The sequence below is a fragment of the Amycolatopsis sp. NPDC050768 genome (assembly GCF_040654155.1).
Taxonomy (GTDB): Bacteria; Actinomycetota; Actinomycetes; order Mycobacteriales; family Pseudonocardiaceae; genus Amycolatopsis.
Genome location: NZ_JBFAHL010000006.1, coordinates 280,240 through 295,653 on the forward strand (window position 1 = coordinate 280,240; position 15,414 = coordinate 295,653).

The 15,414-nt window shown below is 71.7% G+C and carries 15 protein-coding genes; 7 read left to right on the forward strand and 8 right to left on the reverse strand.

The features are described from left to right. Positions 1-67: 67 nt before the first annotated feature. The gene (locus AB0H62_RS19890; protein ID WP_360587363.1) at positions 68-817 is read right to left on the reverse strand and encodes a nucleotidyltransferase domain-containing protein; all 750 of its coding nucleotides are present in this window, start codon (positions 815-817) and stop codon (positions 68-70) included. Positions 818-896: 79 nt separating this feature from the next. Between AB0H62_RS19890 and AB0H62_RS19895 the strand changes: the two genes are divergently transcribed. Continuing rightward, positions 897-2,294, forward strand: a complete 1,398-nt coding sequence (locus AB0H62_RS19895) for a hypothetical protein (RefSeq protein ID WP_360587365.1) — start codon at positions 897-899, stop codon at positions 2,292-2,294. 573 nt (positions 2,295-2,867) lie between these two features. Here AB0H62_RS19895 and AB0H62_RS19900 read toward each other — a convergent pair. Then, the gene (locus AB0H62_RS19900; RefSeq protein ID WP_360587366.1) at positions 2,868-3,056 is read right to left on the reverse strand and encodes a hypothetical protein; all 189 of its coding nucleotides are present in this window, start codon (positions 3,054-3,056) and stop codon (positions 2,868-2,870) included. A 310-nt stretch (positions 3,057-3,366) separates the two neighbouring features. On the opposite strand from AB0H62_RS19900, the gene AB0H62_RS19905 reads away from it, so the two are divergent. Continuing rightward, positions 3,367-4,257 carry an NAD-dependent protein deacetylase gene (locus AB0H62_RS19905; protein WP_360587368.1) on the forward strand — a complete coding sequence of 297 codons (891 nt, stop codon included), beginning with the start codon at positions 3,367-3,369 and terminating at the stop codon, positions 4,255-4,257. Between the two features lie 84 nt (positions 4,258-4,341). Here AB0H62_RS19905 and AB0H62_RS19910 read toward each other — a convergent pair whose 3' ends face one another. Further along, the gene (locus AB0H62_RS19910) at positions 4,342-5,160 is read right to left on the reverse strand and encodes an NAD(P)H-binding protein (RefSeq protein WP_220241196.1); all 819 of its coding nucleotides are present in this window, start codon (positions 5,158-5,160) and stop codon (positions 4,342-4,344) included. A gap of 93 nt (positions 5,161-5,253) precedes the next feature. Here AB0H62_RS19910 and AB0H62_RS19915 point away from each other — a divergent pair, with 93 nt between their 5' ends. The 3 genes from AB0H62_RS19915 to AB0H62_RS19925 all read left to right on the forward strand — a co-directional run bounded on the left by AB0H62_RS19915 (position 5,254) and on the right by AB0H62_RS19925 (position 8,448). Beyond that, entirely contained in the window at positions 5,254-5,664 is a 411-nt protein-coding gene (locus tag AB0H62_RS19915; protein ID WP_220241198.1) for a helix-turn-helix domain-containing protein, read from the forward strand. Positions 5,665-5,666: 2 nt separating this feature from the next. Next, positions 5,667-8,072, forward strand: coding sequence for a glycoside hydrolase family 2 TIM barrel-domain containing protein (locus tag AB0H62_RS19920; protein ID WP_360587370.1), 2,406 nt, complete (start codon positions 5,667-5,669; stop codon positions 8,070-8,072). Between the two features lie 67 nt (positions 8,073-8,139). Further along, positions 8,140-8,448: a helix-turn-helix domain-containing protein gene (locus AB0H62_RS19925; protein WP_220241202.1), complete on the forward strand. Its 309-nt coding sequence runs from the start codon at positions 8,140-8,142 to the stop codon at positions 8,446-8,448. 35 nt (positions 8,449-8,483) lie between these two features. On the opposite strand, the gene AB0H62_RS19930 is transcribed toward AB0H62_RS19925, so the two are convergent. From AB0H62_RS19930 to AB0H62_RS19950, 5 genes are all read right to left on the reverse strand, one after another. Then, a complete protein-coding gene (locus AB0H62_RS19930; protein WP_360587372.1) occupies positions 8,484-9,176 on the reverse strand; it encodes a TetR/AcrR family transcriptional regulator in 693 nt (230 codons plus the stop codon). 130 nt (positions 9,177-9,306) lie between these two features. Then, positions 9,307-10,521, reverse strand: coding sequence for a cytochrome P450 (locus tag AB0H62_RS19935; RefSeq protein WP_360587374.1), 1,215 nt, complete (start codon positions 10,519-10,521; stop codon positions 9,307-9,309). Beyond that, positions 10,518-11,045: a PadR family transcriptional regulator gene (locus tag AB0H62_RS19940; RefSeq protein ID WP_220241207.1), complete on the reverse strand. Its 528-nt coding sequence runs from the start codon at positions 11,043-11,045 to the stop codon at positions 10,518-10,520. Before AB0H62_RS19940 ends, AB0H62_RS19935 begins: the two co-directional genes overlap by 4 nt. A 71-nt stretch (positions 11,046-11,116) precedes the next feature. Further along, the gene (locus AB0H62_RS19945) at positions 11,117-12,115 is read right to left on the reverse strand and encodes a zinc-binding alcohol dehydrogenase family protein (protein WP_360587574.1); all 999 of its coding nucleotides are present in this window, start codon (positions 12,113-12,115) and stop codon (positions 11,117-11,119) included. Between the two features lie 105 nt (positions 12,116-12,220). Further along, the gene (locus AB0H62_RS19950; RefSeq protein WP_360587376.1) at positions 12,221-13,729 is read right to left on the reverse strand and encodes a glycoside hydrolase family 30 beta sandwich domain-containing protein; all 1,509 of its coding nucleotides are present in this window, start codon (positions 13,727-13,729) and stop codon (positions 12,221-12,223) included. A 310-nt stretch (positions 13,730-14,039) separates the two neighbouring features. Between AB0H62_RS19950 and AB0H62_RS19955 the strand changes: the two genes are divergently transcribed. Together AB0H62_RS19955 and AB0H62_RS19960 are read left to right on the forward strand one after the other, a co-directional pair. After that, complete coding sequence (locus tag AB0H62_RS19955) at positions 14,040-14,852, forward strand: LLM class flavin-dependent oxidoreductase (RefSeq protein WP_360587378.1); 813 nt, start codon at positions 14,040-14,042, stop codon at positions 14,850-14,852. A 158-nt stretch (positions 14,853-15,010) separates the two neighbouring features. Beyond that, positions 15,011-15,397, forward strand: coding sequence for an STAS domain-containing protein (locus AB0H62_RS19960; protein WP_255638064.1), 387 nt, complete (start codon positions 15,011-15,013; stop codon positions 15,395-15,397). Positions 15,398-15,414: the final 17 nt, after the last annotated feature.

The following is a 15,414-nucleotide window of genomic DNA, read 5'->3' on the forward strand; positions in this document are numbered from 1 at the left end:
GTCCCGTTATCGAGGTGTCATCGCGCTGGAGGCCTCAACTGTCGACACTAGCCACTTCGTTCGACCGTCAGCGGGCCGCCCGCAGCAGCGCGGCGGCGGTCGCGAAGGCGCCTTCGAGGTCGTGGGCGAGGCCGCTGAGCACGTCGTCGAGCCCGCGCAGCCCGGCGCGCTCGATGAGGGTCTTCTCGTTCGTGACCCACTCGCCCCGCCCGGCGAGCACGGCGTGCGCGGTCTGCAGCGCCGCGACGCCCACCGACGCCGCCGTCTCCGTGGTGTGCCCGCGCTCGACGTGCGCGCTCTTCGCGTAGCCGAGCGTCTGCTCCGCCGAGGCGCGCCAGAACTTCGGGGCGGTCTCCCGCAGCGCCGGCGGGTACTCCGGACGCGGCAGGCTGCCCCGCAGCACCTCGTTGACGGCCAGTTCGGCCACCACGAGGTAGCTCGGGATGCCGGCGAGGTGGAACGCGAGCGGCTCCCAGTGGAACCGCCCGGCGCGCGCTTCGGCCAGCTCGTGTTCGACGGAGTCGAGGTCGCGGTAGTGGACGTCGACGCGCCGGCCGTCGATCGTGAGCCACGCGCCGCCGTTGAACACGCCGCCGCCCCACTCGCCGAGCTCGGACACCTCACCCGGGTAGCCGAGCGCGCGCAGGTCGCCGGGGTCGAACGCGCCGCGGTAGTAGACCGCCACGTCCCAGTCACTATCCGGGCCGGCGCTGCCCTGGGCGCGCGACCCGCCCAGCGCGACCGCCTTGACCCCGGGCAGCGCGCCCAGCACGTCGGCCACCTGGTCGGCAAAGATTTTCCCGTTGTTGTCCGGCATCGTCCGAACATGCCATGAACTCGGTGGATGATCGCTACGATTTCGCCACTTTCCGCACTCGACCTGGGGGTCACCACACATGCACCGCTTCCGTGCGCCCGTGGCGCTCGCCGCGGCCGCCACCGCGTTCGCGCTGGTCACGGCACCCGCCACCGCGGCGGTCACACCGTTCACCTCGACGACCTTCAAGGCCACCCACAACAGCTACTCCGGCGACGTGGACGGCGCGAAGGGCTCGATCACCTACCAGCTCGACCACGGCGTCCGCTTCGTCGAGTTCGACATCCACGACAACGGTTACGCCACCACCCACGACTACGGCATCGGGCACGGCAGCCCGGGCGACCTCGTCGACCACGCCGGCAACCCCGCGTCGAACAACCTGCGCGACTGGCTCGCCGTGGTGAACACCTGGTCGGCCGCGCACCCCACGGCCGCGCCGATCGTGGTGATGCTCGACCTCAAGGACGACCTCACCGACAACACGTCGTTCGCCGCCGGCAACCTGGCCGCGGTGAACCAGGAGCTGCAGACCGCCTTCGGCCCTCGGCTGCTGCTCGCCGAGGACTACCCGGCCGGCGCGACCACGGACTCGTTGCGCGGCAAGGTGCTCACGCTCCTCTCGGGCGACAGCGGCACGCGTGCCGAGTACCGCCGCGACGTCGGCTACCACCCGGCGGTGGCCATCAACGGCCGCGGCCAGGTCGTGGAGGTGCACGACTCCGGCGCCGGCGCGCTCTGGTACTGGACCGGGACGTACGGCGCCGACGGCCGCGTGACCTGGAACCGCCACGGCCGCTACGACAGCGGCCAGACCCCCGCGATCGCGCTCGACGACTCGGGCCGGCTCGTGGAGGTCCACCAGTCGCAGACCGCGGCCACGCTCTGGTCCCACACGGCGAAGCTCGGCGCCGACGGCGAGCTGACCTGGTCGGCGAGCCAGAAGTACGACGACGGCGTGTCCCCCACCGTCGCCTTCACCGGCACCGGTGTGCGCGAGATCCACCGCAGCCAGTCTTCCAGCCAGAACTGGCAGTGGCAGGGCGCGCTCGACGCGTCGGGCGCCGTGACCTGGAGCGGCAACGCGAAGACCTCGGATGCGCTGTTCCCGAAGGCGACCGGCACGTCGGGCACCCGCCGCGTGACCGTGTCGACCGGCGCCGACGGCCCGACGCCCGCCCAGACCCTGCGCTACGCCACCGACCGCGTCTCCGGCGAACGCGTGCGCTATCCGCAGGTCGCGTTCGACGAGTACCAGCAGGGCGACCCGGCGGAGCTGCAGCAGGACGCGCTGTTCTACGGCGCCCCCGCCACGGAGTCGGCGTTCATCACCTCGGCCCGGCAGAGCGGGCACCTGGTCCGCGGGTGGGACTTCGACTCGGCGGGCCTGGCCACGAACCCGCCGGCGAACTACGCGGCGACCAACCACCCGTGGGACGCGTGGTACCAAACCCTCACCTCGGGCGCGGCCCAGTAATCACCCCGCGCGCGAGACGAGCCGGGCTCCCGCACCCCGACGGTGGGAGCCCGGCCCTTTCCCCGCAGGTGCCCACGCCGGTCTCCGTCCCTGGCCGCCGCCCGCGGCCGTGACCGGCGCCGCACCACGTTCCCGAATTCACCTGGTGGTCCGCACCGGGCGGAAATCAGTGCGGCAGAGCCACTGTCGGCGCCGCCACCGGACGCGGAACTTCGCGGTCCGTAGTCCTGCGAAGCGTTGCCCGTTCAAGCGCAGGCCTTTCCGGCGTGCCTTCGCCCGCCGCGGCTCTCGCCGGGACCCGGGTGCAGTGCTGCTCGAACCGCTCCATCAACACGGCGGCGACCATCAGGACCACGGGTGTACCCAACGCGAACCACATGCCCTTGAAGTACCCAGCGACAACCCGGCCAAACCGGAATCTGCAAGTCCGGGGGATTTGTGTTGCCCTGCCAGGAGAAATCGCTTTCACGCTGCCGATCTTCGCCGCGCGGGTCATGATCGAAAAGTGAGCGGGCGGCGGGCAGCGAACTTCGGTATCTGGTTCTTCGGCGCACTGGGCGGGATCCTGTGGGGCTAAGCCCGCGCTGGCTCGCGGTCAACCAGCATGACGAACGCACGGCCCGCACCGTCCTGACCCGCCTGCGCGGCAGCGAGGACGCGGCCGACGCCGAGCTGGCCGTCGTCCGCGCCGGCGCCCGCGACGAGGCCGAGCGCGCGGAGCCGTTGCGGCTGCGGCTGCTCACCGGCGGCCGGCTTGCCCACGTTGGCGAGGATCGCGCCGGACGAGCCGAACCCGACGTTGGTCAGCAGCGTGGGCGCGTATTAGATGATCGTGTTGATGCCCACGAAGTTCTGGAAGAACACGAGCAGAATCCCGACCGTGAACACCTTCCGCAGCGGTGGCGCTCGTGTTCCCGCCGCTGCTGGATGCCTTCGGGGCCGCGCTCAACTTCGGGTTCTTCGCCGTGATGACGGCCCTCGCGATCGTCTTCGTGTGGCGGCTGAGCCGGAGACCAAGGGGCGCAGTCTCGAGGACCTCGAACGCGACCTCGTGGGTGCGTAAGCTGATCGGGTGCGGACACGACCGACCCTGACCTGGACCGGCACGGGTGAACCGCTCCCGCGCACCGGAAGCGTCGCCGAGGTGGCCGAGGTCGTCTCCCGCGGCCGCGTGGTGGTGCTGAGCGGGGCGGGGATCTCCACCGAGTCCGGCATTCCCGACTACCGCGGCGAGTCCGGCAGCCTGCGCCGGCACACTCCGATGACCTACGACGAGTTCACCAGCAGCGCCGAGGGCCGCCGCCGCTACTGGGCGCGCAGCCACCTGGGCTGGCGCACCATCGCGCGCGCCGAGCCCAACTCCGGGCACCACTCCATCGCGACCCTGCGCGAAGCCGGCCTGCTGTCCGGCGTGATCACGCAGAACGTCGACGGCCTGCACCGCGCGGCGGGCACGCGCGGTGTGGTGGAGCTGCACGGCAACCTCGATCGCGTGATCTGCCTCGGCTGCCGCCGCACCACGCCGCGCGAAGAGCTGGACGACCGCCTGCGCGCGGCCAACCCGGACTTCGGCGGCACCGCCACCCGGATCAACCCCGACGGCGACGTCGAGCTCGCCGAGGAAGCCGTACGCACGTTCACGCTCGTCGACTGCACCACGTGCGCCGGTGTGCTGAAGCCCGACGTGGTGTTCTTCGGCGAGAACGTGCCGCGCCCACGCGTCGAACGCTGTTACCGCCTGATCGACGAATCCTCGGCGGTGCTCGTCCTCGGCTCGTCGCTCACGGTCATGTCCGGTCTGCGCTTCGTCCGCCACGCCGCGAAAACCGGCAAACCCGTCCTCATCGTCAACCGCGGCCAGACCCGCGGCGACGCGCACGCGCGGGTCCGCGTCGACCTGCCGCTGGGCGAGGCGCTGGCCGACCTGGTCGACCTCGTCGGTGGGCCCGCGCGCCTCGCCTGACGCGAGCCCACCGCAGCCCGCGCGCCGGCCCACGCGGAGATCGACGCGGCCGGCGCGGCGGGCTGGTGCACCTTCGCCGGTCCCTCAGCGGAACGCGGCGACGGAGTCCGCCACCCACTCGGCGAACGCACGGGCCGGGCGGCCCAGCACCCGCGGCACGTCGGGGCTCACCCGGCGTTCGGCGGGCAACGGGGAACCCAGCACCCCGAGCGTCGCCTCGACGATCGGCGGCGGCATGAACTCCAGCATCCGCGCGCGAGCCTCGTCCGGCGTCTGCTCGGCGAACCGGACCGGCTCGCCGAGCGCGGTGCCGATCATCGCCGCCCGTTCACGCGGGGTCAGCGACTCCGGACCGGTCACCTCGTACTCGGCGCCGTCGTGCGAGTCGTCCAGCAGCGCCGCGGCGGCGACCGCCGCGATGTCCGCCGGGTCGACGAACGGGAGCGCCACGTCGCCGAAGGGAGCTTCGACAAGGCGCGAAGCGCGCACCGAAGGGGCCCACCCCAGCGTGTTCGTGGTGAACCCGCTCGGCCGCAGGATCGTCGCCGCCGGCACCGACGAGCGCACAGCCCGTTCGTACGCCGTGAAAAACGCGTAAGCCTCCGGCCGCGTGGCCGCGCCCTGCGAGGACAGCAGCACGAGCCGCCGTACTCCCCCGGCCTTCGCGACGTCGGCCAGCTCCGCCGGAGCCGGGCCGCCCGGGAACAGGAACAGCGCGTCCGCCCCGGCCACCACGTCGCGCAGCGATTCCGGCGCGGCCAGGTCGGCGACCCGATGCACCACTCCCTCGGGCAGCCCGGCCGGCGCCGTCCGCGACACCGCCGTCACCGGCGCGCCCGCCGCCGCCAGCGCCGCCACCAGCGGACGGCCGATGTTCCCCGTCGCCCCTGTCACCACGATCATCTTCGAACCCCAATCCTTACGATCCACAGTGGTCACGAAGGTGCCGTGCGCGTCCCCCGGCCGGAAGGACGCACCTTTAAGTAAGCTCACGACATGGAGGAATGGACGCAGTTCGCGGGCCGGTCGGCTCGTGACGGGTATGAGGTGTTTCACACCGACTGCCCCGCGCGGACGGTGCTCGACCACGTCACCAGCCGTTGGGGCGTGTGGGTGCTGATCGCCTTGCGCGAGCGGGAACTGCGGTTCTTCGAGCTCCGCCGCAGCATCGAAGGCGTCAGCGAGAAGATGCTGGCGCAGACGCTGCGCACCCTCGTGCGCGACGGCCTCGTGTGGCGCCGGGTCGAGCCCACCACGCCGCCGCAGGTCACCTATGGCCTCACGCCGCTCGGCCGTGGCACCGGCGACCAGCTCTCGACGTTGTTCTCCTGGCTGCGCGACCACGCCGTCGACATCCTCGCCACGCAGGCCGGGTACGACGAGTCCGGCGGCCGGCAGAGCGCGTAGGCATGGCGGAGGAAAAACCAGGGGGCACGGCTGTCCCGAAGACCGGTCACGCCCGGCGCACGTTCCTGCTCGGAGCCGGCGCGGCCATCGCGGCCTCGGGCGCGCTCTCGGCCGCGCTGCACCAGCCCGCGCCGGTCGAGGCGACGAGCGGGTTCGGCGCTGACTGGCTGTTCGGCCCGTTCGTGCCGGGCTGCACCGAAGTCGACTTCGACGACCGGTCCATGACGCTCGTGTCGGTTCCCCACTGCGTCACACCGTTGTCGTGGGAGGGCTGGCACCCGAACGACTGGCAGCACCTGTGGGTGTATCGCCAGCACTTCTTCGTGCCGCCGCAGCTGCGCAAGAACCGCGCGTTCCTGCGGTTCGACGGGGTCCTCAGCGCCACCACCGTGTTCCTCAACGGCCGCCGCGTCGCCTCGCAGAGCGGCGGCTACCTGCCGCTCACGTGCGAGATCACCGGGCTGCTCACCGGCTCCGACAACGTGCTCGCCGTGGCCGTCGACGGCCGCTGGCAGCAGGACACTCCCCCGGACCTGCCCGAGTACCCGAACCCGACGGCCATCGACTTCTACCAGCCGGCCGGGATCTACCGCACCGTCAACCTGTACGGCACCCCACAGGCCTACCTGTCCGATGTGTACGCCCAGCAGATCGCCGTGCTCACGCCCAACCGCGCGGTGGTGGTGCACTGCACGGTCGACGCGGCGAAGGCGGTGAAGGGACCCGTGCGGCTCACGGCGACGCTGAGCCAGGCCGGCACGGAGATCGCCACCGCGGTCACCGCCATCACGGGGCTGCGCAGGGGCGAGACGAACACGACCGTCACGCTCGAAGGCCTCGACGCGGTGAAGCTGTGGGACGTCGACGAGCCGGAGATGTGCGACGTCCTGGTCACGCTCTCGGTGGCCGGGCGCAAGGTCCACACCTACCCCGTGCGCACCGGGCTGCGCGACGCCCAGTTCACTGTGGACGGTTTCCGCCTCAACGGCCGCCCGCTCAAGCTCTTCGGGCTCAACCGCCACCAGTGGTACCCGTTCGTCGGCGGCGCCATGCCCGAGCGCGTGCAGCGGCGCGACGCCGAGATCCTCAAGAACGAGCTCAACGTCAACATGGTGCGCTGCTCGCACTACCCGCAGTCGCCCGCGTTCCTCGACGCGTGCGACGAGCTCGGCATCCTCGTCTGGGAGGAGCTGCCGGGCTGGGACCACGTCGGCGACACCGCGTGGCAGGAGCTCGCGGTGCGCGACGTGCACGACATGATCGTGCGCGACCGCAACCACCCGTCGATCATCGTGTGGGGCACGCGCGTGAACGAGACGCTCGGCCAGTACACGCTCTACGGCAAGACCGACCAGCTCGCCGCCGAGCTCGACCCGATGCGGCCGTGCACCGGCGCGGTCGCCGGGCAGAGGGGCTACGTCTCGCCGCTGTACCCGGTGAAGGAGAACGGCGGGGTGTTCTCCTTCAACGACTACAGCCGCCCGCCCTCGCGCAACGCGCCGCCGCCACTGCGCCCGCCGCGCCACGGCGTGCCGTACCTGGTGAGCGAAGCCGTGGGCACGCTCGTGGGCGCGCCGTACTTCCGCCGCACCGACGCCGCCGCCGTGCAGCGGGAGCAGAGCATGCTCCACGCGTGGGTGCACGAACACGCCGCGGCCGACCCGCGCTACTGCGGGCTGATCGCGTGGTGCGGCTTCGACTACCCGTCCGGCTGGTACCACTCGCTGCGCGGGGTGAAGTACCCCGGCGTGGTCGACTTCTTCCGGATTCCCAAGCTGGGCGCGGGTTTCTACCGCGCGCAACGGGCCCCGTCGCGCGGCGCCGTGATCGAGCCCGCGTTCTACTGGGACTTCGGGCCCGGCTCGCCGCGGGGCGGACCCGGTCGCAACGCGCTGATCTGGTCGAACTGCGACCAGCTCGTGGTCACGGTCGCGGGCCGGCGGCCGGTCACGGTGCACCCCGACCGGGCGCGGTTCGGTCACCTGAAGCACCCGCCGTTCCTGGTGAACCTCACCGTGACCGGGAAAGTGCGCCCGGACCTGACAATCGAGGGCCGGGTGAAGGGGCAGACGGTGCTGCGCCGCAGGTTCAGCGCCGACCCGGCGTTCGACACGCTGGCCGTGGCCGCGGACGACGGCGCCATCACCGCCGACGGCCAGGACACCACGCGCGTCACCCTTCGATCGGTGGACCGCTACGGCGCACCGCGCCCGCACGCCCGAGGGGTGCTCAGCGTCGCGGTCGACGGGCCGGGAGTCCTGATCGGCGACCCGTTCCTGGACTTCGGTGCCCTTGGCGGCGCGGCGGCGGTGTGGATCCGCTCGATGCGCGACACTCCCGGGACGATCACCGTGACCGCGTCGCATCCGTTTCTGGACACGGGATCGGCCACGATCTCCGCGGTCTGAGCCACTCGCCGGACACGGGTACCATCGGCGAGGACGCCGCGGTGACACGAGAACGCTGGGAGGCGGCATGGCGCGAACGCTGACCCACACGGATCCGGCCGAGGTGACGTTGCAGCAGGCACTCGACGCGCTGACCGATCCGGTCCGCCGCACGATCCTGCGCGAGCTCTCGGACGGGCCGGACTTCTCGCGCGCGTGCGGCACCTTCGACCTGCCGGTGTCGAAAGCGACGGCGAGCCACCACTTCGCGGTGCTGCGGTCGACGGGACTGCTCGAACAGCTCGACCGCGGACCGCGACGCTACAACCGGCTGCGGCGCTCCGAGTTCGACGCGCGCTTCCCCGGCCTGCTGGACCTCGTGCTCACCGAGCCCTGAGCCCCCGGCCGGGCGATCCGTCCACTTCGGACTCGTCAGTCGCGGGTCAGGCCGTCGAGCCACTTCAGCAGCAGCTGTGTCTCCTCCGTGCCGAGCGTGGTGTCCTCGGTCCGCAGGAGCGCGGCGAGCTGCAGGGCCGCGGTCGACACCGGCGCTGCCGAGCTCTCGGTCTCCTCGGTGCCGTTCTCGGGCGTGAGCAGACTGTCGTGCACGGCGTCGCGCACGCGCCGGGACAGCTCGGGATCGGTGTAGACGCCCGGCTGGGTGACCATGTTGAGCGCCACCCCGATGTTCGCCGACATCACGCGCTGCGCGGCGGCGTCCGGGTCGACGCGCAGCCGGCCGATCGCGGCGCAGCGCACGAGCACCTCCCGCAGCAGCCGCAGCGCTTCCTGCGCGGCACTGGGGATCTCGGTGAACGCCGGGGAGTACATCAGCCGGTAGACGGCTGGGTGCTCCTGGGCGAAGGCGATGTGGGTGTCCCAGCCGTTCTTGAGGTCGGCAATCGGGTCGGCCGACGGCTCGGCCGCGCGCTTGGTGGCCAGGTAGCGGTCGAACCCGTGGTCCACGACGGCCGAGAGCAGGCCGTTCTTGTCGCCGAACAGGCGGTACAGCATCGGCGCGCCGACCCCGACCGCCTCGCACACGGCGCGCGTGGAGATGTCGCGGTCGGGCGAGGCGTCGAGCAGCTTCTCGGCGGCCTCCAGCATCTGGGTGCGGATGTCCATGCACCCAGTGTAGCTCAGATATCCCGCTTACGTAGCACTGTTACGCACGTCATAGCGCCGCTACGGATTAGCCCTACCAACGATAGAGCGACTCGGGCCGCACCCCGGGAAGGAGTGCGGCCCGGCGCGGTCACCAGGTGATCGGCACACTCGAAACCCCGCCCGTGAGGCGGTTGGAGCGGACGTCGAGGTCGTCGACGTCCACGGCCAGGCGCAGGTTCGGGAAGCGGCGGAACAGCGTGCTGAACACCACGCGCAGCTCGGTGCGCGCCAGGCTCGCGCCGATGCAGAAGAACCCGCCGTAGCCGAAAGCGATGTGGGAGTTGGGTTTGCGGTCGGCGTCGAACTCCTCGGGGTCGGCGAACACGCTCGCGTCGCGGTTGGCCGAGGAGGTCGAGATCATCACGGCGTCACCGCGCTGGATGGCGACACCGCCGATCTCCACGTCCTCGTGGGCGTAGCGCAGCAAGCCCAGGCCACCCGGCGCGGACATCCGCAGGATCTCCTCGACGGTGCCGTGCACGCGGCCCTCGGGGTCGGCGGCCAGCGCGTCGCGGCGCGCGGTGTCGGTGAGCAGGAACAGCACCCCGAGGTCGATGCGGTTCGACGTGGTCTCGTGGCCGGCGAAGAGCAGTCCCGCACCCAGCCGGGCGAGGTCGTCGTCGGTGAACGTCGGGTCGTCGGCCTGCGCGGCGACGAGGTCGGACACGACGTCCTGCGCCGGCTCCGCGCGCTTCTTGTCGGCCAGCTCGCCCATGTAGGCGGCGAACTCGTCCATCGCGCGCTTCGCGTCGCCGCCGCTGTCGAGCACGCCGATACGGTCGGACAGGTCGCGGAACTTGTCGCGGTCGGCGTACGGCACACCGAGCAGCTCGCAGATCACCAGCACCGGCAAGGGGAACGACAGGAAGTCGTGCAGGTTCACGGGTTCGCCGCCCGCGGCGTCGTGCGCGGCTTCGAGCTCGTCGAGGCACCGGTCGGCGAGCTCCTGGATGTGCTCGCCGAGCTTGCGCATCCGGTTGGCCGAGAACGCCGGCACCAGCAGGCGCCGCAGCCGCGCGTGCTCGGCCTCTTCGTTCTCGTAGTCGCCCTGCGGGCCGCTCAGCACCGCGGCGTCCGACACCGCCGAGGCCTCCTCCGGCTTCGGGTGCGAACGGCCGAAGCGCGCGTCGGCGAACACCGCGCGGGCGTCGGCGAACCGCGTCACGAGCCAGGCCGGGTCGCCGGCCGGCGTGGTCACGCGCGCAATCGGGCCTTCGCGGCGCAGAACCTGGTACAGGGGCGCGATCTCGAGCACGTTGGGCCGGTCGAACGGCAGCCGCGGCGCACGCTCGGTGGTGGTCATCGGGTCTCCTCCTCGGGTGACGGTTTCCGGGCCCGCGCACGCACCGTCGCGAGCCAGCTCAGTTCCTGCTCGGCCCGGCGGCCGACCTCGGCCAGCACCAGCCGGCTCCACGGGTCCTCCTGCGCCTCGGCGAGCTTGGTGAGGCGCTCGCGCTGGGCGGCGAGCGCGTGTTCTCGCGCGTCGAGCACGCGCCGGCGTTCCTCGGGTTCGAGCCAGCCGAACCCCGCGAGCCGTGCGAAGAACTCGGCAGGGTCACCGGCGAGCTCGGCGGGCAGGTCCGCGAGCAGGTCGTGCAGCAGCTCTCGGCCGACATCGGTGATCGTGTACACGTGGCGCGGCGGCTTGCCCTCGTGCGCTTCGTCGACGCGCGTGACCGCGCCGGCTTCGGCGAAGCGGCGCAGCGTCGGGTAGAGCGAGTTGTTCGACAGCGCGCGGCCACTGGATTCCTCGACCTGCTTGCGCAGCTCGTATCCGTGCAGGGGCTGCGCGGCGAGCTTGGCGAGGAGCAGGACGTCGATCCACATCTAGGTCACCGTAACCTAGGTCTTGGTAACTGATCAACAGCCGAACGGCGGCAGCCGGGGGAAAATCCCCGTCAGGCGTGGAGCACAGCGGCGCCGGTGAACCGGCCCGCGGCGAGGTCCGCGAGAGCTTGATCAGCGTCGGCCAGCGCGTACGGACGAGTGGTCACTTCGAGGTGGTGGCGGCCGGCGAAGTCCAGGAACTCCCGCGCGTCGGCGCGGGTGTTGGCCGTGACGCTGCGGACCTGCCGCTCCTGGAACAGGTGCCGCTGGTAGTTCAGCTCCGGCACGTCGGTGAGGTGGATCCCGGCGATTGCGAGCGTGCCGCCGCGGTCGAGCGCGGCGAGCGCCACCGGCACGAGCCCGCCCGCCGGTGCGAACAGGATCGCCGCGTCCAGCGGTTCAGGCGGCGAGGCGTCCGCGGGACCGGCCGAAGCCGCGCCCAGCTCGAGCGCGAGCTCTTGCGCCGCCCGGCCACGGGTCAGCACGTGGACCGTGGCGCCCTGCGCGAGCGCCACCTGCGCCGCGAGGTGCGCGCTGCCGCCGAAGCCGTACAGACCGAGCCGGCCGCCCTCGGGCACCTCGGCCCGCTGCAGCGCGCGGTAGCCGATGAGCCCGGCGCACAGTAGGGGCGCCAGTTCGTCGTCGGTGTACCCGGCGGGCAGGTGGTGGGCGTAGGCCGCCGGGACGACCGTGTATTCGGCATACCCGCCGTTGGCGTCCCAGCCCGTGTACCGCGACTGCGGGCACAGGTTTTCCGCGCCCCGCAAGCAGAACTTGCACTCGCCGCACGTGTGACGCAGCCAGGCGACACCGACGCGGTCGTCGAGCGCGAACCCGCTCGCCGTGTCCCCCTTCGCGACGACCTCACCGACCACCTCGTGCCCCGGGGTCACCGCGGGCCGGTGCACCGGCAGATCACCTTCGGCGACGTGGAGATCGGTGCGGCACACGCCGCACACCAGCACCCGCACCAGCAGCTCGTCCGGCGCCGGTTCGGGGACCGGGACGCTCGAAAGGCGCAGCGGGCCGGTGCCGATCGGGCCCGGCGTGGTGACGCGCCACGAGCGCATGGTCGCGGGCAGTCCCGTCATGACCGCTCCTTCGTCCGGGAACCCGAACGTACCGCGCGCGACGCGGGGCGGCGGGCTCTCCGCCGCCCCGCACCACCCGGTCGGTCAGCGGCCGCTCCACTGGAAGGTGACGGTGGCGCCGGCGCCCACGGCCGCGTCGAACGAGCGGTCACCGGAGACGACGGTGAACTTCTGCTCGGTCTTCGCGGTGTTCAGCGCGACCACGGTGGTCGAGTGGTCGGGGTTCGTGAACGCGACCGCCTCGATCGGCGTGCTGCTGCCGCTGGTGTAGACCACGGACGAGGCGATGTGCACCGAGCCCGGCGGCACGAACTTCGAGAAGTGCTCGATATCGCGGTACTGGTCGTTGTAGGTCACGGCCTTCGTCTGCGAGTTCACGGTGATGGTGCCGTTACAGGTGCCGCAGCCGCCCAGGTGCGGGCCGTGGTTCTCGTCGAGCGCGATGTTCCAGTCGATCGAGCTGCGGCCCCAGTTCTGCATCACGCCGAGGATCGTGGACGAGTCGCCGCCCTCGCACTCGGTCATGAAGATGTCCTTGCCGGGAAACGATGCCTTGAGCGGTGTCTGCGCGTCGGACGAGCCGTAGTAGCAGTGGTAGGCGGTGCCGGCCATCCACTTCGCGGCCGGGGTGGACAGCAGGTCGTACGGGTACTCCGGCTGCGGGTCCTCCCCTGCCCGCTGGTGCGAGGCGATGTCACCGGGGTGCTCGCTCCAGTTGTGGTCGAAGCCGAGGATCTTCGTGTCGAGCCCGGCGGCGCGGATGGCGGGGCCGAGGGCCTCGATCACCTTCGCTTCCTGCTGCCACGGCAGGTCGGTGCCCGGGTAGTTGTTGCGCTCCAGGGCCTGCGGCTCGTTCTGCACGGTCAGGTAGTCCACGTGCACGCCCGCCTTGCGGTAGGCCTGCAGGAACTTCACCAGGTACAGCGCGTATGCGCGGTAGATCTTCGGCGAGTCGATGAGCTTGCCGTCGATCATCGAGCCGGACGTCTTCATCCAGCCCGGCATGCTCCACGGGCTGGCGACGATCTCCAGCTGCGGGTTCAGCTTCTTCGCCTGGCGCACGAGCGGGAGGATCTGCGCCTCGTCGTGGGCGATGGAGAAGTGCTTCATGTCGTAGTCGGTCTGCCCGGACGGCAGGTCGTCGTAGCTGTAGTCCTGGCCGACGGCGAAGTCCGACGCGCCGATGGGCTGGCGCAGGAAGCTGATGCCCGCGCCGGCGCGCGGGTCGAAGAGGTTCTTCATGACCTCGTCGCGATTGCCCGGCGTGAGGCCGTAGAGCACCTGGGCCGACGAGTCGGTGATGGCCGCGCCGAAGCCGGACACCGTCTGGAACTTCACGTTCGGATCGATGCGGACCGTCGTCGGCGCCGCCGCGGCCGGGCTCTGCCAGCTCAGCTGCGTATCGACGGGCGTGGCGTCACCGGGGTTCGTGAGCCACTCGTGGACGGTCCGCGACACGGCGGCAGGGGCCTGGGCGGCGGGCGCCGCCGGCGTGATCTCGGGCCCGGAGGCGGCGGTCGCCGACCCGGCCGCCACGGTCACGGCGGCCAACGCGGCCGTCACCGAACACAGCACTCTTCGCAAGCGCGGCATGCAGATTCCTTCGTTTCACGGGGAAAACCCAGCGGACACGGCACCTGATCGGCACCGTGGGGAACCCGTGCCCGCGTTGGCGGCCGCGACCGGGGTCCGCACCGACACAACCAAACCGCGGGCGCGGTGACAAGATCCCCGCCCCGGTTTCCCATCGTTGGGGCGGTTTGTCCGCACGTCCGGCCCCTCCTCGTGCCGCTGACCGGCAACCGCGCGCGGGTTCCCGTTGTCGGGCAAGGCAATTCAGCCCACTGAACGCGGACTCGTTACGGTGGCCCGATTCCCGCACCGCTGACGTGAGGAGACCCCGGTGAGCACCCTGCGCCACGGCTTGTACCTGCCGCCGTTCGGACCGTTCGGCGACCCGGCGGTTCTCGTCGAGCTCGCCGTGCGGGCCGAGGCCGCAGGCTGGGACGGGGTGTTCCTGTGGGACCACGTCGTGCCCGGCGCGCCACCGATCGCGGACCCGTGGACCACGCTCGGCGCGATCGCCCAGGCGACAAGCACGATCCTTCTCGGCCCGATGGTCACTCCCCCGGCACGGCGCCGGCCGTGGGTGCTCGCGCGACAGGCCTCGACCGTCAGCCGCCTCTCGCGCGGCCGCCTCATCCTCGGCACCGGCCTCGGCTCCGACGAGACCGGCGACTTCAGCCGCTTCGGCGAACCCCTCGGCCCTCGCTCGGCGAAGTTCGACGAGGCTCTGGCGGTCGCCCGCGCGATCTGGTCGGGCGCCGAGGTGCACCACCGCGGCGAGCACTTCCACGTCGACCTCGACGCCGGCGCACCCGAACCGCACCCCATCCCCGTCTGGACCGCGATGTCCACCGACCACCCGCGCGTCCTCACCCGCGCCACCACGGGCGACGGCATCTTCCCGCTGGCCGGCCCGCACCCACCGCCGCCAGAGGAGCTGGCCCGGCTGGTCACCGCCGTGCGCCCTGCCGGCCGCCCCTTCGATGTCGCGGTGGCCGGCAACGCCAGCCCGGCCTGGGACCAACCCCCGACGGTCGACCTCGTTGCGCTGACCGAGGCTGGCATGACCTGGTGGCTCGAATCCCTGATCCACTTCGACCCCCTCGACCTTTCGTTGGCCGTCGTCGACGCCGGGCCGCCACGCCGGTGACGCCTCGGGCTGCCAGGCGGGGCCGGGGCTGTTACGTTCGGACGAACCACGGTTGAGCACCCAGCCGTCACCAGACCCTGTCCCGGCCGCAAGCCGGGCACCCGGCCTGCTGGGTGCTCGTCCGGCCCGGCGGGCCCGTGATCGCGGAGGGAACCGTCGTGACCGACGACCTCAGAGCGGCCGGCGCGCGACGCTTGCCCACGCTCCACATCACCACCACGACCGCCGCCGGCACGATGGTGGTCACCGCCGCCGGGGAGATCGACACCGCGGTGTCTGACACGCTGCGCGACAAGCTCGTCGCGGCCCTGGAAGCCCGCCCCGACGTGCTCGTCGTGGACCTGTCCGAGGTGCCGTTCTGCGACTCCAGCGGCCTTTCGGTGCTGATCGACGTCCGGGGCCGCGCGACCGAGGCCGGGATCCCGTTCCGCATCGTCACCCAGCAGCGCGGCCTGCTACGGCCGATCGGGTTGCTGCACCTCGACTCGGTGCTGGAGATCCATCCGAACCTGGCGGCGGCCACCGGTAGCGTCCCCTCGTCGTAGTGCGAGCCCGCGGCAGT